The sequence below is a fragment of the Flavobacterium degerlachei genome, from assembly GCF_900106645.1.
Taxonomy (GTDB): Bacteria; Bacteroidota; Bacteroidia; order Flavobacteriales; family Flavobacteriaceae; genus Flavobacterium; species Flavobacterium degerlachei.
This window is the reverse complement of sequence record NZ_FNMV01000001.1, coordinates 193,278-217,195: the sequence shown is the minus strand read 5'-3', so window position 1 is coordinate 217,195 and position 23,918 is coordinate 193,278. Positions and strand designations below refer to the sequence as shown.

At 34.5% G+C, this 23,918-nt stretch carries 16 protein-coding genes; 3 read left to right on the top strand and 13 right to left on the bottom strand.

Annotated elements, in window-relative coordinates:
- Positions 1 to 125: 125 nt before the first annotated feature.
- The 9 genes from BLV91_RS00845 to BLV91_RS00805 form a co-directional block, all read right to left on the bottom strand.
- Entirely contained in the window at positions 126 to 1,646 is a 1,521-nt protein-coding gene (locus BLV91_RS00845; RefSeq protein ID WP_091428562.1) for a SusD/RagB family nutrient-binding outer membrane lipoprotein, read from the bottom strand.
- Positions 1,647 to 1,665: 19 nt separating this feature from the next.
- Positions 1,666 to 4,764 (bottom strand): SusC/RagA family TonB-linked outer membrane protein, encoded by a 3,099-nt coding sequence (locus BLV91_RS00840; RefSeq protein ID WP_091428561.1) that lies wholly within the window; start codon positions 4,762 to 4,764, stop codon positions 1,666 to 1,668.
- A 220-nt stretch (positions 4,765 to 4,984) separates the two neighbouring features.
- Positions 4,985 to 6,361: an oxygen-dependent tRNA uridine(34) hydroxylase TrhO gene (trhO, locus tag BLV91_RS00835; protein ID WP_091428559.1), complete on the bottom strand. Its 1,377-nt coding sequence runs from the start codon at positions 6,359 to 6,361 to the stop codon at positions 4,985 to 4,987.
- Between the two features lie 363 nt (positions 6,362 to 6,724).
- Positions 6,725 to 7,516, bottom strand: a complete 792-nt coding sequence (locus tag BLV91_RS00830) for a DUF6503 family protein (protein ID WP_091428557.1) — start codon at positions 7,514 to 7,516, stop codon at positions 6,725 to 6,727.
- A 178-nt stretch (positions 7,517 to 7,694) separates the two neighbouring features.
- On the bottom strand, positions 7,695 to 8,687 hold the full coding sequence (locus tag BLV91_RS00825; RefSeq protein WP_091428556.1) for a hypothetical protein: 993 nt from the start codon (positions 8,685 to 8,687) through the stop codon (positions 7,695 to 7,697).
- Between the two features lie 254 nt (positions 8,688 to 8,941).
- Positions 8,942 to 9,352, bottom strand: a complete 411-nt coding sequence (locus tag BLV91_RS00820; protein WP_007136745.1) for a BrxA/BrxB family bacilliredoxin — start codon at positions 9,350 to 9,352, stop codon at positions 8,942 to 8,944.
- A gap of 125 nt (positions 9,353 to 9,477) precedes the next feature.
- Positions 9,478 to 10,623 (bottom strand): lycopene cyclase family protein, encoded by a 1,146-nt coding sequence (locus BLV91_RS00815; protein ID WP_091428554.1) that lies wholly within the window; start codon positions 10,621 to 10,623, stop codon positions 9,478 to 9,480.
- Between the two features lie 34 nt (positions 10,624 to 10,657).
- Positions 10,658 to 11,086: a thioredoxin family protein gene (locus tag BLV91_RS00810; protein WP_245709578.1), complete on the bottom strand. Its 429-nt coding sequence runs from the start codon at positions 11,084 to 11,086 to the stop codon at positions 10,658 to 10,660.
- Between the two features lie 591 nt (positions 11,087 to 11,677).
- Positions 11,678 to 13,930 (bottom strand): TonB-dependent receptor, encoded by a 2,253-nt coding sequence (locus BLV91_RS00805; RefSeq protein WP_091428552.1) that lies wholly within the window; start codon positions 13,928 to 13,930, stop codon positions 11,678 to 11,680.
- Positions 13,931 to 14,033: 103 nt separating this feature from the next.
- Here BLV91_RS00805 and BLV91_RS00800 point away from each other — a divergent pair, with 103 nt between their 5' ends.
- The 3 genes from BLV91_RS00800 (at position 14,034) to BLV91_RS00790 (ending at position 17,128) form a co-directional block, all read left to right on the top strand.
- On the top strand, positions 14,034 to 15,905 hold the full coding sequence (locus BLV91_RS00800; protein WP_091428550.1) for an Nramp family divalent metal transporter: 1,872 nt from the start codon (positions 14,034 to 14,036) through the stop codon (positions 15,903 to 15,905).
- Positions 15,906 to 16,023: 118 nt separating this feature from the next.
- Positions 16,024 to 16,677, top strand: a complete 654-nt coding sequence (locus tag BLV91_RS00795; protein ID WP_091428549.1) for a metal-dependent transcriptional regulator — start codon at positions 16,024 to 16,026, stop codon at positions 16,675 to 16,677.
- A gap of 40 nt (positions 16,678 to 16,717) precedes the next feature.
- Positions 16,718 to 17,128 carry a hypothetical protein gene (locus BLV91_RS00790; RefSeq protein WP_091428548.1) on the top strand — a complete coding sequence of 137 codons (411 nt, stop codon included), beginning with the start codon at positions 16,718 to 16,720 and terminating at the stop codon, positions 17,126 to 17,128.
- A gap of 17 nt (positions 17,129 to 17,145) precedes the next feature.
- Here BLV91_RS00790 and BLV91_RS00785 read toward each other — a convergent pair whose 3' ends face one another.
- From BLV91_RS00785 to BLV91_RS00770, 4 genes are all read right to left on the bottom strand, one after another.
- Entirely contained in the window at positions 17,146 to 19,560 is a 2,415-nt protein-coding gene (locus tag BLV91_RS00785) for a PAS domain S-box protein (RefSeq protein ID WP_175513924.1), read from the bottom strand.
- A 166-nt stretch (positions 19,561 to 19,726) separates the two neighbouring features.
- On the bottom strand, positions 19,727 to 20,248 hold the full coding sequence (locus BLV91_RS00780) for a YfiR family protein (protein ID WP_091428545.1): 522 nt from the start codon (positions 20,246 to 20,248) through the stop codon (positions 19,727 to 19,729).
- Positions 20,249 to 20,301: 53 nt separating this feature from the next.
- Complete coding sequence (locus tag BLV91_RS00775) at positions 20,302 to 23,163, bottom strand: TonB-dependent receptor (RefSeq protein ID WP_091428543.1); 2,862 nt, start codon at positions 23,161 to 23,163, stop codon at positions 20,302 to 20,304.
- A gap of 624 nt (positions 23,164 to 23,787) precedes the next feature.
- Positions 23,788 to 23,913: a FeoB-associated Cys-rich membrane protein gene (locus tag BLV91_RS00770; RefSeq protein WP_091428542.1), complete on the bottom strand. Its 126-nt coding sequence runs from the start codon at positions 23,911 to 23,913 to the stop codon at positions 23,788 to 23,790.
- Between the last annotated feature and the right edge of the window lie 5 nt (positions 23,914 to 23,918).

The window sequence follows — 23,918 nt, the reverse complement described above, 5'->3', positions numbered from 1 at the left end:
TAAGTTTATGTAACAACCATTGAAAACGGCAATAATTCATAAATATTTAATAAAAAAAGCCTATTTCAAATGAATGAAATAGGCTTTTGTAAATGAGCAAAAAAACTAATTTTTTGTCTAAAATATTATTTATCCCACCAAACTGGGCTAATCATAGGTTTGAAATTTAAATTATAATTTTCTGTATTTGCTCCTCTTTCATTACTTGAATAAACGTATCGTCTAATCCATTTTCCTTCATTTAAAGGGTCAGTATTTGCTGGCTTAGTTAAATTTTTGAAAGCATTTGTTGAAAAATCATATCGTCTATAATCAGTGAATACTTCTGGATTTAAGAATAAGGCAATAAATTTTTGTCTCATGATATCTTTTAATTCTAATGCTGCAACTCCTTTAGCGATAGACGCATCAGCTAGATATGCATTTTTATTAGCAGCAACAACACCAAGTTTGTCCATATTAGCTGAAATTCCAGCAAGGTAAGCAGCATTTGCTGCAGCATTTGTACCAACACTTGTTGAAGTTCCTCCCGATAGAAGAAATTGAGCTTCTGCCTCCATAAATTTCGCTTCAGAATAAGTAAGATATACTAACGGAGAATCGATTTTTGAATAAAAAAACTGAGTTCCAATTTTAGTTTTAGAGCTAGTACCAGTTCCATTTGTTGAGCCTATATAGTTTGCAACTACAGTTGGATCTGGACCCGCAGAAATTCCAGCGCTTGAATACGTACTTAGATCAACTAATAAAGGCATTCTTGGGTCCATTGTTAATGACGGAGAGGCAAACGGGAAAACGATTCCTCCATTCATATAACTAATGAAATGATTTGAAATATAAAAGGTAAGATTTCCAGTAGACAGACCTAGTTGAGACTGATACCAAGGATTTGTATTTACGCTATTGTATTTTAATTGGAAATCATCACTATTAGCAGTGAAGCCCTTTGATAAACTTGCCAAAACAGCAGTAGCTGTGGCATTAGCTCCGTTTACTTTCATTAAGTGCAATTGGAATCTAGCTTTGAAAGTGTAAGCCGCTTTCGTCCAGCTTGCTGCTTTTCCGCCGTAGATCAAATCATCTGCTCCTGGGTTGAATGTAGAAGTGTTTGGAGATGCAAATAATACAATTGCGTCATCTAACAACTTAATAACATCCGTGTAGATAAGCTGTTGTGCATCGTATTTTGGATAAAAATTAGTTGCAGCAAGAGTAGCTTCTGAATAAGGAACGTCTCCATGTAGATCAGTAGTAAAGCCCATGTTTATTGCTTTTAATACTTTTGCAATAGCAAGATAATGACTTGAATTAGTAGCAGTTGCTTTTTCTTCCAAAACTTTAATATTTGGAAGTGCTTTCGAATAAACAAGTCTCCAGTATTCATCTAATGAAGATTGGTAATGCTTGTCAATATTCTGATCGTTAAAAGCCGATGCAATATGTTGGTCAACTTGAGCCAAACTCGTAGCTGCACTATATTGCGCAGTCATTGTGTATTGAATAGAAGAAGATAAAATGTTATTAATACCAACCGATTCAGAGGAAACGGCGTTACTCGGCGTGTTCGTGTCGTAATAGTTGTCACTGCAACTATAAACGGAGATTGCTAACGTAAGTACAGTAGCAATTTTAAATATTTTTTTCATAATTCGTTTCGTTTAAAAATTAAAATCCAATGTTTAAGCCCAATGTATACGATTGTGTCAAAGGAATATTTAAACCAGAGAAACCATAAACATTACTTCCTGAACCAAATTGTTGTCCTTCTGGATCAAATCCTCTGAAAGGTGTCCATAACAAAAAGTTATTTCCACTTGCAGAGAAAGAAGCACTCGATAATTTCAATTTAGACACCAAATTAGATGATAAATTATAGGTTAAAGACACATTTCTAAGCTTCAACCATGAAGTATCTTGGATTAATATTTCAGATGCTTGGTTGATAATTGTGTTTCTATAATAGCTATTACCATCAATTGTTACAGGAATGTCGTTTTGAGAACCGTCCGCTTTTACACCTTCTAAAACGGCAGTGTGATTTCTGTCTTCAGTCATTTTTAAAATACCATTTCTAATACCATTTCTTTCTGCTGGATCAAATCCTTCACCGCCTTTTTTATACTCAAACATGAATCCTAAATCCCAGTTTTTGTATTTGAAAGTGTTATTTAACGTTAGAACATAGTCTGGAAAAGCGTTTCCAACTTTAGAATAAAGTACTGCTCCATTAACGTCTTTTGCGATTACTGGTAATCCATTTGAACCAATTAATCTTTGACCATCAACATAAGTCCAAGTTCTACCGTATAAAGAACCTGCAGCATCACCAACTTTAATTCTTGAATAAATGTCGGCACCACCATTGTAAGCAAAATCAATATTATCAAAAGGGATAGACAATACTTCCGTTTCATAAGCGGTAAAGTTAGCTATCGCAGTCCATTTGAAATCTTCGCTTTTAACGATGTCAGCAGCTAATGTCAATTCGTGTCCTGTAGTTTTTAAAGAACCAGAATTAGTCCAAGTTCCTGTTAAACCAGTACTTTGTGGTAAAGTTACTTTTAGAATTTGTCCGTCACTTTTTCTATCAAAATAAGTGTATTCTAGACGAATGCGATTTTGAAAGAAACGTAAATCAATACCAGCTTCTGTTGTGGTAACAATCTCCGCTTTGATATTTGGATCTGCATCAACAGTACCAAGACTAACTCCTCCTACACCATTAAACGGAGTATCTGGGTAGCTGTATCTTCCAATTCCAAAAGGTGGAATTTTTCCAACTTGAGCCCATGACCCACGCAGTTTCCCGAAAGAAAGTATACTTCCTTCTTTGTCTACCAAATCATGAAATACAAAAGCAAGATTAGAAGAAAAATAATTAAATGCTCGATTAGCAGTAGGTAGAGTAGAGGCGTAATCTCTTCTTCCTGTAGCCGCTAGAAATACTCTTTCTTTATAGTCTGCTTTCAACTCAGTAAAATAACCAACCGTTCTAACTATTTCGGTAGTTTGTGCAGCATATTTATTGATCGTATTCGCAATATTATTAAACTTAGGTAACAACAATCCTTCACCTCTTACAAAACCATAATCAGAGTTGGTCTCAAAAATTTGATTACCAATCATTGCAGACGTATTAAAATCTCCGAATGTTTTAGTGGCTGTTGCCAATATATCAGAGTTTAAACCTCTAAAATTAATTTTTTCATTAACGATAAAACCGTTTACAGGGGATCCTGGATCTAAGTCCGGACCAGCGTATCTGTTTCTTGTTTCTGAATAGTTGTCAACACTTCCTCTGTATACTATGTTTAACCAAGGTTTTGCTTGCCAATTCAAATCAGCGGAGGCAATCCAGCGGTCAACTTTGTCATGTAGATTACTTGTCATCGCAAAATAGATAGGTTGGTCAATAGTTCCCACAGTCCAATCTTTCTCGCCTCCAGATGCAGTCAAATAATCGTTAATGTCTATAGATGGAGACCAATAAGATAATGAACTCATTATTGATTTATCTCCAGTATTTGCACGAGTTCCTCCAGAATTAGCGTAAGAAACCGATGTTCCCATTTTTAAGTTTTCTGAAAGTTTATAACCTCCATTAAATTTCAAGGTTTTTCTAGCGTATTCTGTATTTGGTACGATTCCTTCATCTTTGCTTGAAGAGGCAGAAACGAAATAATTCATTTTTTCAGATCCTCCGCTCAAACTAATATTGTTAGTCGTGTTAATACCAGTTTTAAAAAAATCTTTGTAAAAATCTCTAAACTTAATACTCGAATCATCACTACTTGAATAAGCAGGACCATTAGTTTGGAAACCAGAAGTAAATCCAGGGTAGTAAGAAACACCAGAAGGCGTATCCGCATTCATGCTTAAAACTCTAGGAGATAAACCAGATCCTTCTCTCCATGTTGATTGTAATTCAGGGTATTTATTTACCTCACTCATGGTTACACTTGAAGAGAAATTTACTTTTGTTTTTCCCTCTTTTCCTTTTTTAGTGGTGATAATAATAACTCCATTACCAGCTAAAATTCCATAAAGTGCTGTAGCTCCAGCTCCTTTTAGTACCGTATAAGTCTCGATATCATTAGGGTTGATGTCTATAGAACGGTTTGAAAAACCAAATTGCTCGTTGCTTCCCGGCGAAGATGTATTCGCACTTGATAAAACATTTCCAGATATCGTACTATTGTTAACTGGATTACCGTCAATAATAATCAAAGGTTGGTTGTTGCTGCCTGTACTCAATGAGGAAACTCCCCTGATCAAGATATCGACTCCTCCTCCTGCTTCTCCAGAAGTTTTGCTGATTGTAACTCCAGAAATACTTCCTTGCAGTGCCTGCAATGCATTTAACTGCCCAGGACGTTCAATGTCTGCAGCTTTAATCGTTTGGTTTGCGTAACCTAAAGACTTCGACTTGCTGCTGATTCCCATTGCGGTTACAACTACTTCGTCTAGTTTGGTTTCTCCGTCTTCTTTTAAAGAAACACTCAGAGTACTACCTGAAACTTTGGCCTCTTGGCTTATAAATCCAATGTATGAAAAAACCAAAGTAGCTCCTTTTGAAGCTTCAATTTGATAATTTCCATCCATATCCGTTGCAACGGTAGTCTTGGATCCTTTCAGAGACACATTTGCGCCTGGTAATGGTAAAGTTTTGGCATCTGAAACCTTACCTTTTACTGTGATATTTTGAGAATAACCGGTAGTGATTCCAAAAAAGAACAGCAATAGAATTAAATACGTTTTTTTCATGGTTAGTTAAGTGTATAAGTTTACGTAAATCTAATACATTTTAACATTTATTAACAGTATTATTTGTGTGTTACGCTTGATTAATGTAAATATTATTAACTAAATCGATTTTTGTTATTGATTTCTGTTTTTGAAAATGTTGTGATTTAGGTGTTTAAATGTAAAAAAGCCTATTTCAAATGAATGAAATAGGCTTTGGAAGTATTTTTAAAATAGATATTTAGTCTAAAACTTTATATAATTTATCTGATAAACGAATTCTAAAAGGTAATTTGAAAGTACAAACATCATTTGCAACCGCTTTATCTGCCACTTTATCATTAACTAGCATTTCAGTAAGCACTAATTTTTGTTCTCCAGTTGTCATTCCTTTAATCAAAATAGTATCACCTATTTTAATTTCATTTTCTTCAATTGTAAATTGGCCAACACTTGGTTTTGGGAAAAAGTGGGTTCCTCTACCAATGTATTGTTTTTTAATTTTTGGCTCTTTCTTAGCCAATGCTTTCGATTTAGTTAAATCGACAAGATTAGGAACTGCGGCCAAAGGATCAAGATTTGCGTCTCTATTTTTAAAAGTCAGCACATCTGATTTTCCTTTCTTGAAAATCTTATTTCCGTTTTTAACACCACGACGTACTGCTTTTTGCTCTTCTTCTGGTAAGTGAATAATATCAATACAATCCTGTGAACAACAACCTTGCATGGCTTGAGCACATTCTTCACATTGGATAAACAACAAATGGCAACCTTCATTGATACAGTTCGTATGTACATCACAGGGTTTCCCACATTGGTGGCATTGTGATACGATATCGTCAGTGATTCTTTCGCCTAAGCGGTGATCAAATACAAAGTTTTTACCAATGAATTTACTCTCTAATTCCTCTTCCTTAATTTGCTTTGCGTAGTTAATAATACCACCCTCTAACTGGAATACATTTTTAAAACCTTGGTGTTTAAAGTATGCCGAAGCTTTTTCGCAACGAATTCCTCCAGTGCAATACATCACTAAGTTTTTATCTTCTTTAAAATCTTGTAACTGCTCATTGATAATAGGCAATGATTCTCTAAAAGTATCTACATCAGGCGTAATCGCTCCTTTAAAATAGCCAATTTCACTCTCGTAGTGATTTCGAAAATCAACAACAATCGTATTGGGGTCATCCAAAATATCATTGAATTCTTTGGCTTTTAAGTGAACCCCAATATTAGTCACATCAAAAGTTTCATCATTCAAACCATCAGCAACAATCTTGTCACGCACTTTAACAGTCAATTTCAAAAACGAGTGATCGTCTTGTTCCACAGCAATATTCAATCGCATGCCTTGCATGAAATCATACTTTTCAATAGTGTCTTTAAAAGCATAAAAATTATCTGCGGGTAGCGATAACTGGGCATTTATTCCTTCTTTGGCCACATAAATACGACCAAGAATCACTAGTGGGTCCCAAGCGCGGAATAAATCGTTACGAAATTGTGTTGGATCTTGAATTTGCGCATAAGCATAGAAAGACAAAGTAAGTCTTTGTTTTCCGGCATCATCAATCATGATTGCTCTTTCTTCTGCGCTTAAAGTGTTATACAGTTGCATGCTATAAACGGTTTAAGTGTGAAAAATTATTTTTGCAAAAGTATGAAAAAAGGTTCAGAGGAGCAAAGGTTAGGAGGTTCTAAGTTTCTATGGTAAGGAATACACATGATTAAAATAACCCCAAATTCACAAATTTTAATTTATCATAATTACAGATAACTTTTTAATTAGCGAATTATCGGTATTTTTTTTGGGAGCTATTTTACTTCGTCAGTTCGCTTTGCTCGTGTCAGCTTTGCTCTATCGCTGCTACAAGAGGATGACGCTGCAAACGAAGTTCACTGAACTCCTATAAAAATATAGTCAAGTGAAGTAATCTGGGCTAGGGAAAGAGTTTAGCGATAGCATTTTGCCTAAGATTATTTATTTTTGATTATTAACAACATTTTCCGTTAGAACTTTAGATAGTTCTTTCAGCTTTCCTTGTTCGTATAATTTAGGTAAATCTTTTAAAGCGGTTTCTAATGGCGCTTCATAATTGATATAATCCTGAAAAGTTATGCCGTCAACTACTCTTGTGTTAAAAGCGGCTCTAAAGCGTATTCCACCATCATTTGTTAGGTAGCTATATGCTAAATAATCAATCTTATGCGTTTGTTTGTTTATCCAATAATGAAATTCATCATCAAAATCTTTACCGCCACCATCTTGACCAAAAGTAACTTCGATTACATCATACTGCTTTCCTTTGATTGTGGTTTCTTCAATAAATTTTTTGTTTACTGAAGCATCTTGCAATTTGTAAGGAAGCGTAGCAAAATAAATAACGGAGTTCAATGACTCTCCATATTTACCCGCGTCTTCTTTACTCAAAGTTTGCTGCTTTGTATTGATGTATCGCTTAAAGTCATTGTTAATCATTACATCTTTGATAAGAGAATCTCCTTTTTGAACTTCAGAGGAATATTCAAAGTTGTTTCCGTCATTTTTAAAATGGTATTTTTTATCTCTAAAAACAAAAGAGTAATCAGCCTTTGAGTATAATTCACCACCGTGCGCTTCGATTGCCTGATTAACAATAGAATCCGCTGTTGATAATGGCATTACTGCTGCAATAGTATCGTTTTTAATGATTTCATCTTGAGCGTCTTTTTTCTTATTACAAGACAATACAACAGCCGCCAAAACACAAAGAGTAAGTATCGATTTTTTCATTTTATAAAAATATTACTTTTTGTAAGGAAGAAGGGGATAAGCGGTGGTTTTATAATAATTTTAACTTTGAGTTAGATATCTATAGGAGTAACTTTTTGACTTATGCAATTAGTTTGGCTATTATCAGTTTTATGTTTACGAGTGTGACGCTAGTGCTAGCTGGGGATCAGGTTTTTTATCACTTAAATTCATCTATATTAAAGTAATTTAAGTTTTTTTCAATTTCACTTGATTTCAAATCCAGAATTTCTATTTTAGGATATATAATTATTAAATTATTGACAAGAGATATTTTATTAAGCTTTTGAAATATTTCAATTGGTAAATTGAAATTTTTAGAAGACTCCGCTTTAATCCTTTTTGCTAATTCAAAGGGGTTTTCTGATTTAGTATCCTTTAACTCATAAATAACATTACATATTTCTATAATATTATTATCTAATATGTTTTTATTTAATCGAATAGTTTGGGACCATGTCTTGAACTCCGAGGTGAACTTAATATCAATCCCTGAATATGTATCATCTTTTATACTTTGTAAAACTACATTAGATAATTCTAAACTATTATAATTTTTATTTACAAATAACTTAGGTATTGTCCCTTCATTTATCTTTAAGATATTTGTTGACATTTTTCCCTCAAACAAATATTTTTTTAAGTTGTTTTCGTCTTCAAGTAGATAATCTTTCAAAAAGTATATTACAAAATGTAAATTCGGAATACTATATTTCCCGTTTATATTTAGTTTTAATTTCTTGGCTTCAATTGTGAAATACGGATAACTATCTCCACCAGTTAATTTCGAAATCATGTCTTTTTGCGATTCTAAAATTGAATTTTTCGCTTCAAGAGTTCTTTCTAAATTCTCTAGATTAGTTTTATAATTTAGATCGGATTTTTCTAGATTTTCAATCGTGTTATCATAAGTTTCCTTTATTTTATTGTATGTAATATTAGCTTGTTCTTGAGCTTTTAAAACATCTTTACTTACTATATTTAAATTATCAATAGTCTCTTTTCCTGTTTTTACTAAAGAGTCCGTTTTAGCTTCAATTTCATCTTTCTTTATATTGTCTTTTTCAGCACTTATGTATGAAAAAAAAGCACCAATAATTAATACTATTAGTATTCCTAGGTTTAAAGTCATATGTGTTTTTATTTTTCTCATTTCTCAAATATATACATTTTTCCTACACAAAACATTTCTAGCCCAGATAGCAGTGGAAATCCTTTTTTACCCGCGTTTTTAGCGGGAAAAAAGATTGTAACGAATAGCTGACGCGAGCGAAGCGAACTGACGAAGTAAAATAGCTACAAACAAAAAAACCGCAGCTTCACAAATTTAGAATCTGTGAATCTGCGGTTAAAATCTTTGCGAACTTAGTACAAATACTTTGTAACCTTTACGGTTAAATTATAGTATTAACAGTGCTCGTTAAAAGCATCTTGTAAGTTCTCAGCGATCATTTCAGCTGGGCGACCTTCAATGTGATGACGCTCTAACATATGAACCAATTCTCCGTTTTTGAACAAAGCCATACATGGCGATGATGGAGGAAAAGGGAACATGTGTTGTCTTGCAGCATCTACCGCTTCTTTGTCAACACCTGCGAAAACCGTGATCAAATGGTCTGGTTTTTTTGCTCCGTCTAAGCTCATTTTTGCTCCTGGACGCGCATTTCTAGCAGCACAACCACATACAGAGTTTACAACAACTAGTGTAGTTCCTTCTGCTTTTATTGCGTTATCAACCGCTTCTGCACTATGTAAATCTTGAAAACCTGCTACTGTTAATTCAGCTTGCATTGGTTTTACCATTTCTTCTGGATACATATCTTTGTATTTTAAATATTAATTTTTTAATAAGCAAAGTTACGAAGTTTAAAAAGAACTCCATTAGTTGCATTATAAAGTTTTGTTATTGTTTAATAGACGGTATTTTTGGAGCTAATTTACTATCATAAATACTTAATCGATCGAATTAAAGCACTGATAAAAGGCATTTTTGGGCATTTTAAAATGACCTGAATGTCTTCGAGCAACGAAGTTTCTTCATCCAAGAACTTAAAGATTAAGGTGGAATCTCCTTTTTTAAACATCGAGGAAAAGAGATGGGCTCCCATTTCGTTGTGACGGTCTAATATATCTAACAAAAGCAAGTCATAAAACCAGAATTTAGTCTTTTTATGGAACTTTCTTAGATCGCTATCCTTTTGAATGAATTCAATTAGTTCAGTCGATTTCTTGTCGGAGTTTTTGAAGGTATAGCCCGTACTAGCTTTGGTCCAGCCACCCGCAGTTCCTATGTTGAGAACGCGTTTGGTATTTTTTTTCCAAAATGGATAGCAGCTCATAGGAATACTTCCTCTTTCTTTTTCGATTATTTCGTAGTTACTAATACCGAGTTTCCGAATGTATTTTTGAATCTCCTCTTCGTACTCGCTTCTCTCTAAAAGTTGGTGCGAGAATAGGGTGTATTCTAGTAAGGCTTCGGTTTTTGAAGTGGGCAAAACGTACATAAAGCGGGTGTTGCCTCTTTGATCCACCGAAAAATCCATAAAAGTAGCTTGCTCTTGATTAAAGACAGCTTCTTCACTTTTTATAAACCAACCTATAAAATGCTGTTGCAAAACAGGATATTTGGTTTGGTTTTCCGCTTCTTGTTTTCTGTAAATGCTGTTAAAAAGACTGTCACAGGTAAAACTGTCCGCTTCTGTCGCCACATAGACATGATTTGGAATTTCATTGATGTCTATTACTCTCTGGTTGATGAAATGGATGTTGGTTTCATTCAGAATGCGTTCAAATACCTGATTGTAAAAATCCAATCCTTGGATCATATTGTACTGATACGGCAATAAATCTAAAGTCCGACGAAAATCAGCATTGGCAAACAGCGCCGAATTCCATTTTTTGGAGATTGATTTTTCCCATACGGAATCGTTTTCTTCCCAAAAACACCAAGTCCTGTCATTCGTTTTTTTTACATCCTCATCAATAAGCAGAATCGTTTTGTCCTTAAATTTTCCGGATAACGCCATTTTATAGACTGTCATCAAAGCGGACAAACCTGCACCAGTGAAAATGTAATTGTAATGTTTCATATTGATTGTAGAAATTCTTCTCAAAAATAGGCAATTATTTCAATCTCTCAAGAATACGCAAAAGAGCTTTGGCATTAATATAGGAATGCTGCTGGAATAGAATGGCGTTATCTGTGTCAAGTACGGTCAATGTAGGATAAACGACTTGCTTGTCAATAGTTGCTAATGCTGTCGCCAATTCATGGATTCCCGTATTGGTTCCCGTTGGTTTGAATTGGAAAGTATGATTGTTGAAAGTGATTTCTTTTTTCGATTCGGCATCAAAAGAGATGAAATAGAAATTCTCGTTCAATTCTTTGATGATAGCGGGGTTATTAAAAGTGGACATTTCCATTATTTTGCAGTATTTACACCAGGAAGTATGGATATAGACTACGATGGGTTTTGGTTTTTCCTTAGATAATTGCTCTACTTCTGTAAAGGAATGCGTCTTTAATTGAGCAAAACCCGATGGAATTGCCATGAGTATTAGGAGCAATATAAGGACTGTTTTTTTATTAAACATATAAGTCATATAAGTTGTATTGCGTATAAAAAGTTCTACCACATAGATTCATAGAAAGTGTTTTGCCTTTAAAAGAGTTTGATAGATGTTTCACTTTTCACATAGTTAAACTGTTTTTTGTGTTTTCTTAAATTATAACATTCGTTAAAATCTATTTTTCTCTTCTATTAAATAAAATGTCTTTCACCACATTACAAATTCTATGTTTCTATGTGGTTAAAAAATATAATAATGTCTAAAAAACTTATATGACTTTTATGTTAAATAATTTTACCACATAGAGTCATAGAAAGTAGTTTGTCTTTAAAAAGAATTTGATAGAGTTTCACTTTCCACATAGATAAACTGTTTTTTGTGTAATCTTAAACTATATGAATCATTAAAATCTATGTTTCTCTTCTATTAAATAAAATGCCTTTCACCACAATACAAATTCTATGTTTCTATGTGGTTTAAGAAAGGATGATAATTGTAAAAAAACTTATATGTCTAAAAACGCACAATCTAATTATCCCTTGAAAACTTACATGACTTATATGTTAAAAAAAATCACTTCAAATTGTATCTTAAACCAATAAAGCTTCTAATTCCCTGATTAGGTCCATAAACATAACCGGGGTCAAACGTCAATGCATACGGATTATCAGGTGTTGCTTGTACGTTTCCACTATTGTCGTATTGCACTTCTTTATCAAATGGATCGTTTGCTCTTGCAATTATAAAAGGATTTCCCTTGTTAGGAGTCCAGTTCAATAAGTTTTTAACACCAGCATAAAGCTCCAAGTTTTTAAATTTATTAAATGTGAATTGGATATTCTGAATACTCCATATAGGCGAATATTCTTCTCGTGGATCTAAGTCTCCTAAAAGTGGTAAACGCATTGGTCCGTAAACATTTCCGGTGTAATCTAAGTCAAGAAACAATTTATTTATTCGGTATGAAATTGCCCAAGTAGCTGAGAGTTTTTCTGTTAGGATTTGTCTAGTGGTGGTGTTATTTTCGGTTTTGGAAACATCCATATATGTCGCACCAAGAATCATTTTTAAACCATTGTTAAAAACCATATCTACATTCGTACTTATCCCTTTTGTAACGGCATATCCATCTAAATTTTTATAAATAATCTGATTTGGATTAGAATCGTAATCCGGAATTATAGAATTACTGAATCGGGTGTACCAAGCGGTTGTTTCTAGGCCAATGAAGGTTCCGTTATTAGTATATATTTTCTTCAGGTGATTTAAATTGGCATTAAAAGAACGTTCCGGTTTCAGTTCTTCTAGGACAATTACATCGCGCGAACCAGTTAAAGCGGCATGTTCTTCTGTAAATAGATTAACTATTCTAAAACCTGTTCCGGTGTTGAAACGCAGAATATTATTGTCGTTTATTTTCCATTTGTAGGCTAATCTCGGAGTGAAAATAGAACCGTGGTTGTTGTTGTAATCGTAACGTGCACCCAATAGCACTTTATGATTGTCATTAATTTCAATTTCGTCCTGAACGAACAAACTTGGAATCCAATTTACATCTTCATCGACCGTGGCGGTGGTGTTGTCATCATAATATTGGTAACGCAAAGCAGTACCAAAAAGCAAATCGTGATTGTTTATTTTTTTATCCCAAGTCAATTGCCCAAAACCGATGCGTTGTTTTGCCAGATATGGCATATCACCATAAACCGAATTCTGATCGTGATCTGTGTATGAAAAGGAGAATAACATTTTCTCAATAGTTGGCAGTTCATAAGCTCCTAAAAGTTCCCAACGTTTGGTGTAAATACTTTCACCGTAGACTTCGTTTCCTCCTCGGTATTTCTTTTCCCATTGCAATTCTCCACCCCAACGGTCTTCATAAAAAAAACGTCCAGCTAGTGAGAGTTGCTTATTGCTTTTTCGATTAAAATTCCATTTTTGAAAAACGGATACACGATCTTGCAAAGTAACATCGGTAAAATTATCATTGTTGTTGTCAATAGGATTACTGTAATTAAAGTAATTCACACCTGTTAAAACCGAAGCTGCTTTTCCAACATTTCCTTTGAAACCTAAATCAACATTCAATTCTCCCCAATCTGTTATAAATGTATCTGCTGAAAATATCGGTGCATTTTTCGGGTTTTTAGTAATGATATTTATTAAACCGCCTACAGCTTCACTTCCGTATAGGGAAGAAGCAGGGCCTTTAACGATTTCTATTCTTTCCAATAGTGAATTTGGAATTCCAGATAATCCATAAACAGTGGAGAGCCCGCTTACAATGGGCATTCCGTCAATTAAAACCAAAGTGTACGGTCCTTCAAGACCGTTGATGTGAATGTCTCCTGTGTTGCAAACATTACAATTTAGTTGTGGTCGCACGCCATTTACGTTTTGTAAAGCTTCAAATATATTGGCAGTTGGGTTTTTCTTAAAAAAAGTGGGTTTGTATACTTCTACGGGAACAGGACTTTCTAGACGGCTAACCGGCTTCATAGTTCCGGTTATCACTACTTCGTCAAGAGAGTTGTTTTCTTTTAGATAGAAATCAACTACTAATTCAGTAGAGTCTATAAGAGTAATATTTCTGCTCTCAGATCTAAAACCAGTATAAGACGCTACAATTTCATAATTTCCTGGCGCAAGATTTTTTATGGAATAATCCCCGTTTTCATCTGAGATGGTTGTTTTAGCAGCTTTTTTTAGAACAATATTAGCTTGCTGCAATGGCATTCCATCGGCAGTAACGCTTCCTTTTAGACTCGATTGAGCAAATGAAAGGCTTGTGATTACTAAGAAAAAGTATAGTATTAGGTTTTTCAAAATGTTATTTTAGAGTGTGTTTAAATATAAATTTAGGCAAATCTAAAAATTATATTTGATATAACAAAAAAACATAATTATATTTGCCTCAAATAGTTATAAAATGGGAAAATCATTAGAAGAGGTAAACGAGTCGGTTTCCACTCTAAATAAGAAATCAGTATTCCGAAAAATATTGGCCTTTTTTGGCCCCGCTTACCTTATTAGTGTTGGATATATGGACCCAGGAAACTGGGCTACGGACATTGCTGGAGGTAGTCAATTTGGTTATTCTCTACTTTGGGTTTTATTGATGAGTAATATCATGGCTTTGCTATTGCAAAGTTTAAGTGCTCGACTGGGAATCGTGACTCAACGGGATTTGGCACAAGCCTCTCGTGAAACGTATTCTCCATTTATCAACTACATTCTTTATTTTTTGGCTGAGGTTGCCATTGCGGCCTGTGACTTGGCTGAGGTGTTAGGAATGGCAATCGGGATTAATTTGCTTTTCGATATTCCACTTATCGAAGGGGTAATGATTACTGTATTAGACACTTTTTTATTATTGTTTTTGATTAATAAAGGAATCCGAAAAATGGAGGCTTTTATCATAACATTGGTGATGGTAATTGGAGCGTCATTTATTTTCGAAATGATTTTTGCACAACCGGAATTAGACAAAGTAATATTAGGTTTGATCCCATCAATGCCAAATGAAACCGCATTATATATCGCGATTGGTATTATTGGAGCTACGGTTATGCCTCACAATTTGTATTTGCACTCTTCATTGGTGCAAACCAGGAAATTCGATAGAACCAAAGCAGGAATCAAGCAGGCGTTAAAATACAATTTCATAGATTCTACCATCGCACTTAATTTAGCTTTTTTAGTGAATGCCGCAATTTTAATTTTGGCGGCAGCCACATTTTATAAAGTCGGCATGTATCATGTGGCCGAAATTCAAGATGCACATAAATTTTTAGCGCCACTTTTAGGAACGAAGTGGGCGCCTATTTTATTTGCTGTAGCCTTGATGGCTGCGGGGCAAAGCTCAACCATAACAGGAACTTTGGCTGGACAAATTATTATGGAAGGCTACTTAAATTTAAGAATTCAACCTTGGGTACGTAGAATTATAACTCGATTAATCGCCATCGTACCAGCAGTTATTGTGATTACCATTTTTGGCGAAGGCGTAACTGGAAAATTACTGATTTTAAGTCAGGTGATTTTGAGTTTACAACTTGGTTTTGCGATCATACCGCTAATTCATTTTGTAAGTGATAAATCAAAAATGCATGGATTTCATATCAGTACCCTTACACAAATTGCCTCTTGGACTGTGGCTACAATAATTGTTATTTTAAATGGTAAGTTAGTTTATGATGAAATTACCGGATGGCTAGCAACCTCTGAAAACCCTATTGTACTGTGGTTAACAGTGGTTCCTTTGGCATTTAGTTTCTTGATTCTATTGCTGTATATTGTTTTCAAACCATTTGTGTCGAAATCTAAAATCAGCATTCAAAATCATTCGCCACATAATTTAAAACTTAAATTTTCGGAGTCGGGAAGTAATGCTAAAAAGAATGTTGCTGTGACAGTAGACTTTTCTGATGCTGATGAAGTGGCTCTGAATAGTGCTTTCGAATTAGGAGGCTTAGGTGCAAAATACACTTTGATACATGTTGTAGAAACTGTGGGAGCAATGATTTATGGCGAGCACATAGACGATCATGAAACCTCAGTCGATGAAAAATTACTAGAGGAATACAAAGATATGCTTTCAGAAAAAGGATTTACGGTAGAGATACAGTTAGGTTTTGGGAAACCTAATAAGGTCATTCCGGAGATTATTAATAAAGGGAATTTCGATATTTTGGTCATGGGAACGCACGGCCATACCGGTTTCAAGGATTTGATTTTTGGTACTACAGTAGATAAGCTGCGTCACAAGATTTCAATCCCACTATTTATAGTTAAAAATTAAAATTATTAGGAGCTTTTTCCTGCTATGCGCTATATTCCCGATAAATAAAAACTACAGTTAAAAAACTTTGTTTTATAAATCGGGAGATGCTACAACAGCGGGGCTAAAAAATATATAAATGACATTTTCAGAAGAAAACTATCTCAAAACCATTTACCACATCACAGTCGTTTCAAATTCTGCGGTGAGCACTAATGCCATTGCTGAAATGATGGAAACTAAAGCTTCCTCAGTAACCGATATGATTAAGAAACTAGCTGAAAAGGATTTGGTCAATTATAAAAAATACCAAGGGGTTTCCTTGACAGAAAAAGGCAAGCTAGCAGCAAAAATGATCGTTAGAAAACACCGTCTTTGGGAAGTTTTCTTAGTCGAAAAGTTAGATTTTTCATGGGATGAGGTACATGATATCGCCGAGCAATTAGAGCATATAAAGTCAGAAAAACTGATTAATAAATTGGATGATTTTTTAGGAAACCCAACCACTGATCCACATGGTGACCCAATCCCAAATGCGGAAGGACAGATACTCAAAATTGAAAAGCAATTACTTTCAGAGTTGTCTGCAAAGCAAAAAGGAATATGTGTGGGCGTGAAAGATACTTCCTCTGAATTTTTGAAGTACCTAGACAAGCAAAAAATTGCTTTGGGATCCAAAATAGAAATTATAAGCAAAGAGAGTTTTGATTTATCTTTCAAAATCAATGTAGACGGAGTGGCTTTGACGATTTCGAATAAAATTGCCAGTAATCTTTTTGTGGAAACGACTTAAATTAAATCAGTTATATTTGATGTAATTAAATGAAAGTCAAATGAAAAATATTCTTTTTGCCGTGATGCTAATTTTTAGCTTTTCTTTATTTGCCCAAAACAATAATGATGTCAGTTATCTGAAAATAAAGCAAAATAGCTGCATAAAGAAAAAAGGGAATTCTTTAGTATTTAAAGAAGTTCTTTCTGATTCGCGCTGTCCAGAAGGAGTCAACTGTATTTGGGCTGGCGAGATAAAAGTTGTGGTAGCTGTATATCTGGACAAAAATTTTATAAAGGAAGAAACTTTGATTATTTCAGGGAAGAACAGCCAGGAAAACATTGCCTGGATTACGCAATATTTACCGGCTGATAAAAGAAACATAGAGAGTATAAACGTTTTTCCATACCCAAAAGAGGGAGTTAAAATCAAGTCCAAAAAGTACTTCTTACAGATAGCTTATATAAAGTAAGCGTATCCTAAGCTCAGTTATTTTTCATCGCTTTTGAAACCTATTAATTTTCGATATTTCTTTTCACTTTCCTCCAAGGCTACCTCAAGCTGCTTGTAAGAAGTGATGTCTTTTATATTTGCAACTGCTGCAATAACGTAGTTATTTTCATCAACTATGGGTCTTCCGCTTATTAAAACTCGTTTTTTAGTTTTTGTTTCGGGATTCGCAATTATTATTTCAACATCATCTGATGACTCGCCTCTTAATGCTTTGTCTAAAGGAAGGTTTTGGGCGGGGAAAATGGTTTTTTCATCAGGATAATATAAGTCATACTCCGCTGACCAGTCAAGGGTGGTAGGTATTTCAGAATCTTGTTTTATACCTATAATTTCTTCAGCCATATGATTAGAAAGTACAATTCTTTTTTGGGTATCAGTAACAATGATTCCCTCACCAATATTTTCTAAAATCAATTTTAATTTTAGTTCATTTTGACGTACTAATCTATCGGCCTCAATTTTCTCGTTTTCCAGTTTTTTACTTATTGAAATGTCTTTGATAAAGGCGATAAAGATATAGCTACCTAGTATTGTGGCAGGAGATACCGTAAACTCGATGTCAAACTCTAAGCCGTTTTTATTAAGACCGGTGATTTCTTTTGTTTTGTTGATGATGGGACTTTCCCCAGTTGAAACAAAAGTTTTGAACTCTTTGGCAAGACTCTCTCTATGCTGTTCTGGAATAATTAAATCTCCCATGGGTTTTCCTAAAACCTCGGCTAAAGACCAACCAAAAATCTTTTCAGCTTTTGGATTCCATCTTATAATATTTCCGTCTTCGTTTATTACAATTAAGGCATCTGGTGCCTCGTTAAATATGGTTTGCAATTGACCTTCGCTTTCTTTTAATTTTTGCTCGGCAGCTTTTCGATCAGTAATGTCTCGCATAATCGATTTATGCCCAGTGATCCTATTTCCTTCTCTCAACTGTTTTACGGTTTGCTCCACCCATTTTTGTTGTCTAGATTTTGTGATTATGGGAAAGGCATATAAGGTCTCGTCGATCTTATGTTTAAATTGATTAAGATAGAATTCGTTTACACGTTCTCTCCATTCTGGCGCAACAAGATCTGAAATATTAGTGCCTGTCAATTCCTTTTGAGTATAACCAGTTAATTTTTCGCAAGCAGGATTGATATAGGTTACGTTACCTTTATAATCCGTAGTATGCACAACATCACTTGTGTTTTCTACTATTTCACGATATTTCTCTTCGCTTGTTTGAAGTGTTTCTATGGCTTCTGCCAATTGAGCTGTACGTTCAGTCACCTTTTTTTCTAGCTCTTCATTTAATTTCTTAATAACATTTTCTGAGTTTTTTCTTTCAGTAATATCATGAAAAACGGCGACCGCGCCTGTAATTTTACCTGCTGAGTCTCTCAATGGCCTTGCTGACATTATAACAAAATTACCTTCGGTTTTTCTGTAGTTTTGAATAAACAGCTCCATGTCATCAACATCTTCGCCATGTAAAGCTTTTACCAAAGGAAGATCTTCAGTTTTCATAATGATCTTAGTGTCTGGCCAGAATACGCCATAGGTATCAGCCCATCGCTCTTCAGGAATATCCAACAATCCAATTCCGATTATTTTTGCGGAGGCGGGGTTCCAAATAAGGAATTTTCCTTTTTCATCAGATACTACTAATCCGTCACCCATATTTTGAATTACGGATTGTAAAAGAGTATTTTGCTCATCTAATTGCTCTTTTGATTTGGCTACTTCATTGTCTCTTTTTTCAATGTTTTCTAGCATATCATTAAAACCAGAGGCAAGTACGCTAATTTCATCTTTTCCTTCAACAGTCATTCGAATTTTATAGTCAGATGTTTCTTTTATGTTTTGAATAACCTTTACGAGGTTTAGTATGGGTTTTGAAATGTATTTTTTAATAATCATCGCAATTAAAAAAGCAAGCCCGATTCCCACGACTAGAAGTATTACTCCTAGGCTTAATACATCCATTTTTATTTTGGTTAACTCCGTTAGCTCAAAGCGGATGCAAACATATCCTATCGTTTCATTGTCTTTTTTAATTTTGCTATAAATAAAAAGATTTTCAGTTGTAAACAAAGACTTATTTTGCCCCATTTCTGGCACAGAGAACTTGTAAGTTGAATCAGATCCTACTTTGGTATAAGAAGCAAAAACTTTCCCTTCTTTGTCAAGGATAACTGCATTTAAGATGTCATTTTGTACTTGTAATTCAGTTAGGATTTTTTCGGCCGCAGCATTGTCTAAAAACTCAATGGCAGAAGCACTATTGAAGCCGATTACCTGAGCAATAGCAGTTGAGGTAATTGCTTTTCTGTCTTTAAATCCTTTAATGTTGATTAGCACAAATGCTGTAATACAAATCCCTAATACGAATGCTGATGTGAAAACCTGCATAAGGACCAGTTTATTTTTAATAGAAATGTTGCGTAGATTTATCATTTATATTTGTTTTTCAAGTCTATAAACAACTACATTTTGAAGTCGTTGTAGTGGTTTTGTTTTATAATTAGTATTGGAGGTCATCAAAACTGCAGTCCTGAATCAATGTAAATTTAAGAAATTACTGTACAATAATTGCATGTTGTAGCAAGAAGGAGCTAATTCCTATTCCTGCTTTGTTTATTGCCTTTAGGTTTACTTCAAATTTTAATTTATTTTCCATCAAAACAAAATTCATATGTGCCCCTTTTTTGCCATCCCCATTATGCTCCGTTACTATTAATACTGGCTTTCCGGAAAAATTGGAAAGTATGGTTTCGATGGGGGTTGTACAATTGTAAGGAATAAATAAAATATGGCAAGAACGAATTTCTTTCAGGGTTTTGTATTCCTTAATGTCAATTTTCTTGTTTTTTGTTGCTTTTAGCAATGAAGTGGTAATGGGACTTTCTTCTAAGATGGCAATCTTAAATGTTTGTTCCTTGGAATAATTTTTCCAATATACATAGTCCACAAAACGAAATAGAAAATCAGCTTTTAATGCATAATCCTTCCCGCCAGCTTGCTCTTGGGCTGATATTTGATTGCTTCCCATCAGTGTGAGCAGCAGTATCAAATAAAACAGGTAGTGTTTGAGTATCATATCTTATAATTTTAATGATGTATTACGGTAGTTTTAGTTGGTTTTTAACCAAATTAAAATTTATAGATTAGTGCTACACTAGATAGTGTTCCCAATTGGCTAAAGTGATATCCTTCATAGGTCATTTGAGAATATCGGCCATTGAATGTAATCAGGTTGAATTGCGATTTTACTTGATTTGGGTCATTTAAAATAGCAGCTCCAGTCGTGTTTTCAGCCTTAAAATTCCATTTCGGCAATACATTCAGTAAATTATTCACATTTAAAGCTAGTGTAAATTTTTCAGTTACAGCATAATTCATTCCTAGATCAGTTACAATTTTTGGTGTAAACTCGGTTCTTAAATTAGAATCTAACCCATCTTGTTTGAATGTTGCTTTGCCAAAATAGGTGTTGTTCAGAAATAAGTCGAATTTGTTAATTTTGTAAGTTGTTCCTAAAATCCACTTTGTTTTGGGTCTTGATGTAAACATTAAAGCATCAAGCGTAGGTCCAAAATTGTCACTTGCGACGGCTGAAATTCTTTTATTTTCGAAAGTTATGTTTCCAGATAAATTGAAACCTAGTTCTCCATATCCAAGTTGCAGATTACTATAATTTGTAACTACGTCTAAACCCGAAGTCCTTGTGTCAAATGAGTTTTCAAACCAGGTTACAGTTCCAAATTGTGTTTCAACATTGTCTCCCAGGATAATTCTGTCTTCCACCTTAATGTTATAGTAATCTATGGTGAAGTTAAATTTTTTGAATGGTTTGGCTCCAACTCCAATGGTTATATTCGTTGATTTTTCTGCATCTAGTTTGGGGATTCCAAGAACACGCGCTTGCACCGAAATGTTGTTTATTAAGCCGCTAATTTGAATAGCTTGGCCAGGCAGGAATGAGTATTGTGATTTTTGAGTATAAATCTGGTGTAAGGTTGGTGCTCTAAATCCTGTAGAAACAGATCCTCTTAAGGTAACTTTATCATTAGCGAATTTATATCTACAACTTAGCTTCCAAACAGTGGCTCCGCCAAAATCGCTGTAATTTTCATAACGGACTGTACCATTTACCAAAAAGTCTTTATTAAAATCATAAGCAAGATCAAAATAACCGCCCAGATTGTAGCGGTTCCACTTACCGGAATCTTCCGGTCTATTACCAGAAAAAGAATCAGCACCTGATCCATCCCAAGAGGCTTTGTCTCCCTCGACAATTTTAAAGGTTTCGGATCTAAACTCTGAACCAAACCCAATACTAATTTTGTCTGATAGTACTTTAGAAATATCCAGATTACCCACAATATGGTTAAAAGAAGCAGCGCCCGGTTTAAAAAAAACGGGACTGTTCTCTTGATAGACATTTAGGCCATTAGAAGCTTTTATATTGGAGCTGTTTTGTGAATTTTCTACTGTATAGGTTTGGGTATTGCCACCAACGGTTATGCTGGCATCAATGTTCCATCCATTCTTTATCGCTCCATAACCCAAGGTTGCGTTGTAGTCATTTAAGTCGCCGGTAAAAGTGGGATGGTAGCCTTTGTAAGAGGCTGTTGTACCATCACCAAAGAAATCCTTTAGATAAGTTGGATAAACTGATGCGGTACTCCAGTTCGAGATATTGGGGTTTTCAAAGGGGTTTTGTATCGATTTCCAATAAGGGGTTCTATAATTCGCAAACGAGTTCACTTTTTTATAGCTATAAGCGGCATTATAGTACAATTGCGTTTGGTCTGACAGATTAAATCCTCCATTGACCAAGAATTTAGCGGAAGCTGTTTCTGGAGATCCATTTATATTCCTGCCGTCTGGATTATCTTTTAAAAATGAATCCACTGAAGTTCTTCCTGCCACATTACCTTGGTTAATGGTAGCCAATTTTGCATTGTAATCAGAAGAACCTTTATAGTCTTCGAATATTGCATTAATTTGGGTTTCATTCAGTCCAGTAATGTTGGTACCATTAAGTGTATTGTCATTATTGACATAACTGGCCGGGTTACTGGGAGATATTGCTATAAAATCATTAAAATCTCCTTCTGCATCAACTTTTCCGGCTCGGTTCGCCAGATTTACTTTTGAGAAATCGAGGGTGTAATTGACAAAACCTTTTTCGCCTACTGTAGATCCATTGTTTAAACTAACGCCTATCATTTCGCCGTCACCTTTGGCTGTAATGCCAGTTTTTAAATTTATTATACCGTTGCCAGTTCTCTTTTTTAATATAATATTTATAACCCCAGCTATCGCATCAGAGCCATATTGTGCTGAGGCGCCATCTCTAAGAATCTCTACACTTTCGATCGCGTCAATTGGTATTGCAGAAAGGTCAGCCGCAGTTTCTCCTTGACCAGGAGATGTTTGAACATAGAGTAGTGAGCTTAAGTTTTTTCGTTTACCGTTGATAAGAATTAATGTCCTGCTAGGTCCCATATTTCTAATCTCATAGGGATCCAGTAATGAAGTGGCATCATTTACGGGTGTTTGAACCGTGTTAAATGAGGGTATTAAGTGTTGTAGTGCTTTATCAAAGGTTAATTGCCCAGTCGAACTTAAATCTTCAAATGATAACACATCTATGGGGAGTGCGGTAGTAGTATTGCTTCGTGGAGCGGCTCTTGTTCCTGTGACTACAATTTCATTGGGATTTTGTCCTCCTTCTTCAGATAAAATGACGTTTAGAACAGATTCTGTGGTGTCATATTCTTGTTTAGGGAAACTGTAGTAGCTAAAGATCAAAGTAGCCTGGTCTTTTACAACAATTCGATATGCTCCATTAATATCAGTAGAGACACTGTTAGTGGTGCCTTTTTCGGTTATGTTAGCTCCTGAAAGACCTGCGCCAGCATTGTTCAATACGTAGCCAGAGATTGCTTTTTGTGAATAAAGCGAGCTCATATTTAGGATTAAAAGTAGTAAGACAAATTTTTTCATAATCAGTTGTTATTGGTCCTTTTGATTTGAAATCAATTGTAACATAATAATTGTATGAAATTCTCATTTGGCGACTTGACTAAGCAGCTTGTAAAAGATTTGCTTAGGAAATCAAAAGGAGTCTCTTTTTATTTTCATAGTTGGTAGTTGTGTGTTTTTTGGCTGCACTTAGTTATTCTTTAAAATGTATTGAGACAGCAGAGATATTACGATTTATAGACCGATAAACTTCTACTGTTTCCATTTTGATGATTACTGCTATAAATGATATAGCGCTTTTCATTTAAATAATCTTGTACAATGCAATATTTAGTTCTAATTCAAATTGTTCCATAATTTCAATTGCTTTTGTAGGAGTAAAGCGAATAGGTATGAAATTAGATTTAAATCCAATAATTAACAGTTAGCGATGTAAACAACTGACCTTTAAGCTTTAAATGCATACGGGAGCTACGTAAATTTAGTTAATATAAATTAATTAACTTAAATTAAAGAAGAGTTTTTTAATTAGGATGGAGCTTGTTTCTCTTTTTGGATTAACAGGATTTTAGAATTTACAAAAAAAGAAAAGAGGTATTATATATTCCTTTTGCAGAAGGCGTAAAAAGAGGAATGGTTTATATCTTAGTGGCAACCACAATCGTCGCTACCACAATCTTTAGCAGATTTTTTTTTCTTAAAAAAATATTTTTTAATTAAAAAACCAACTGCAACTGCTAGAATAATAAAGGCTATTATTTCTTGTAACATAATGT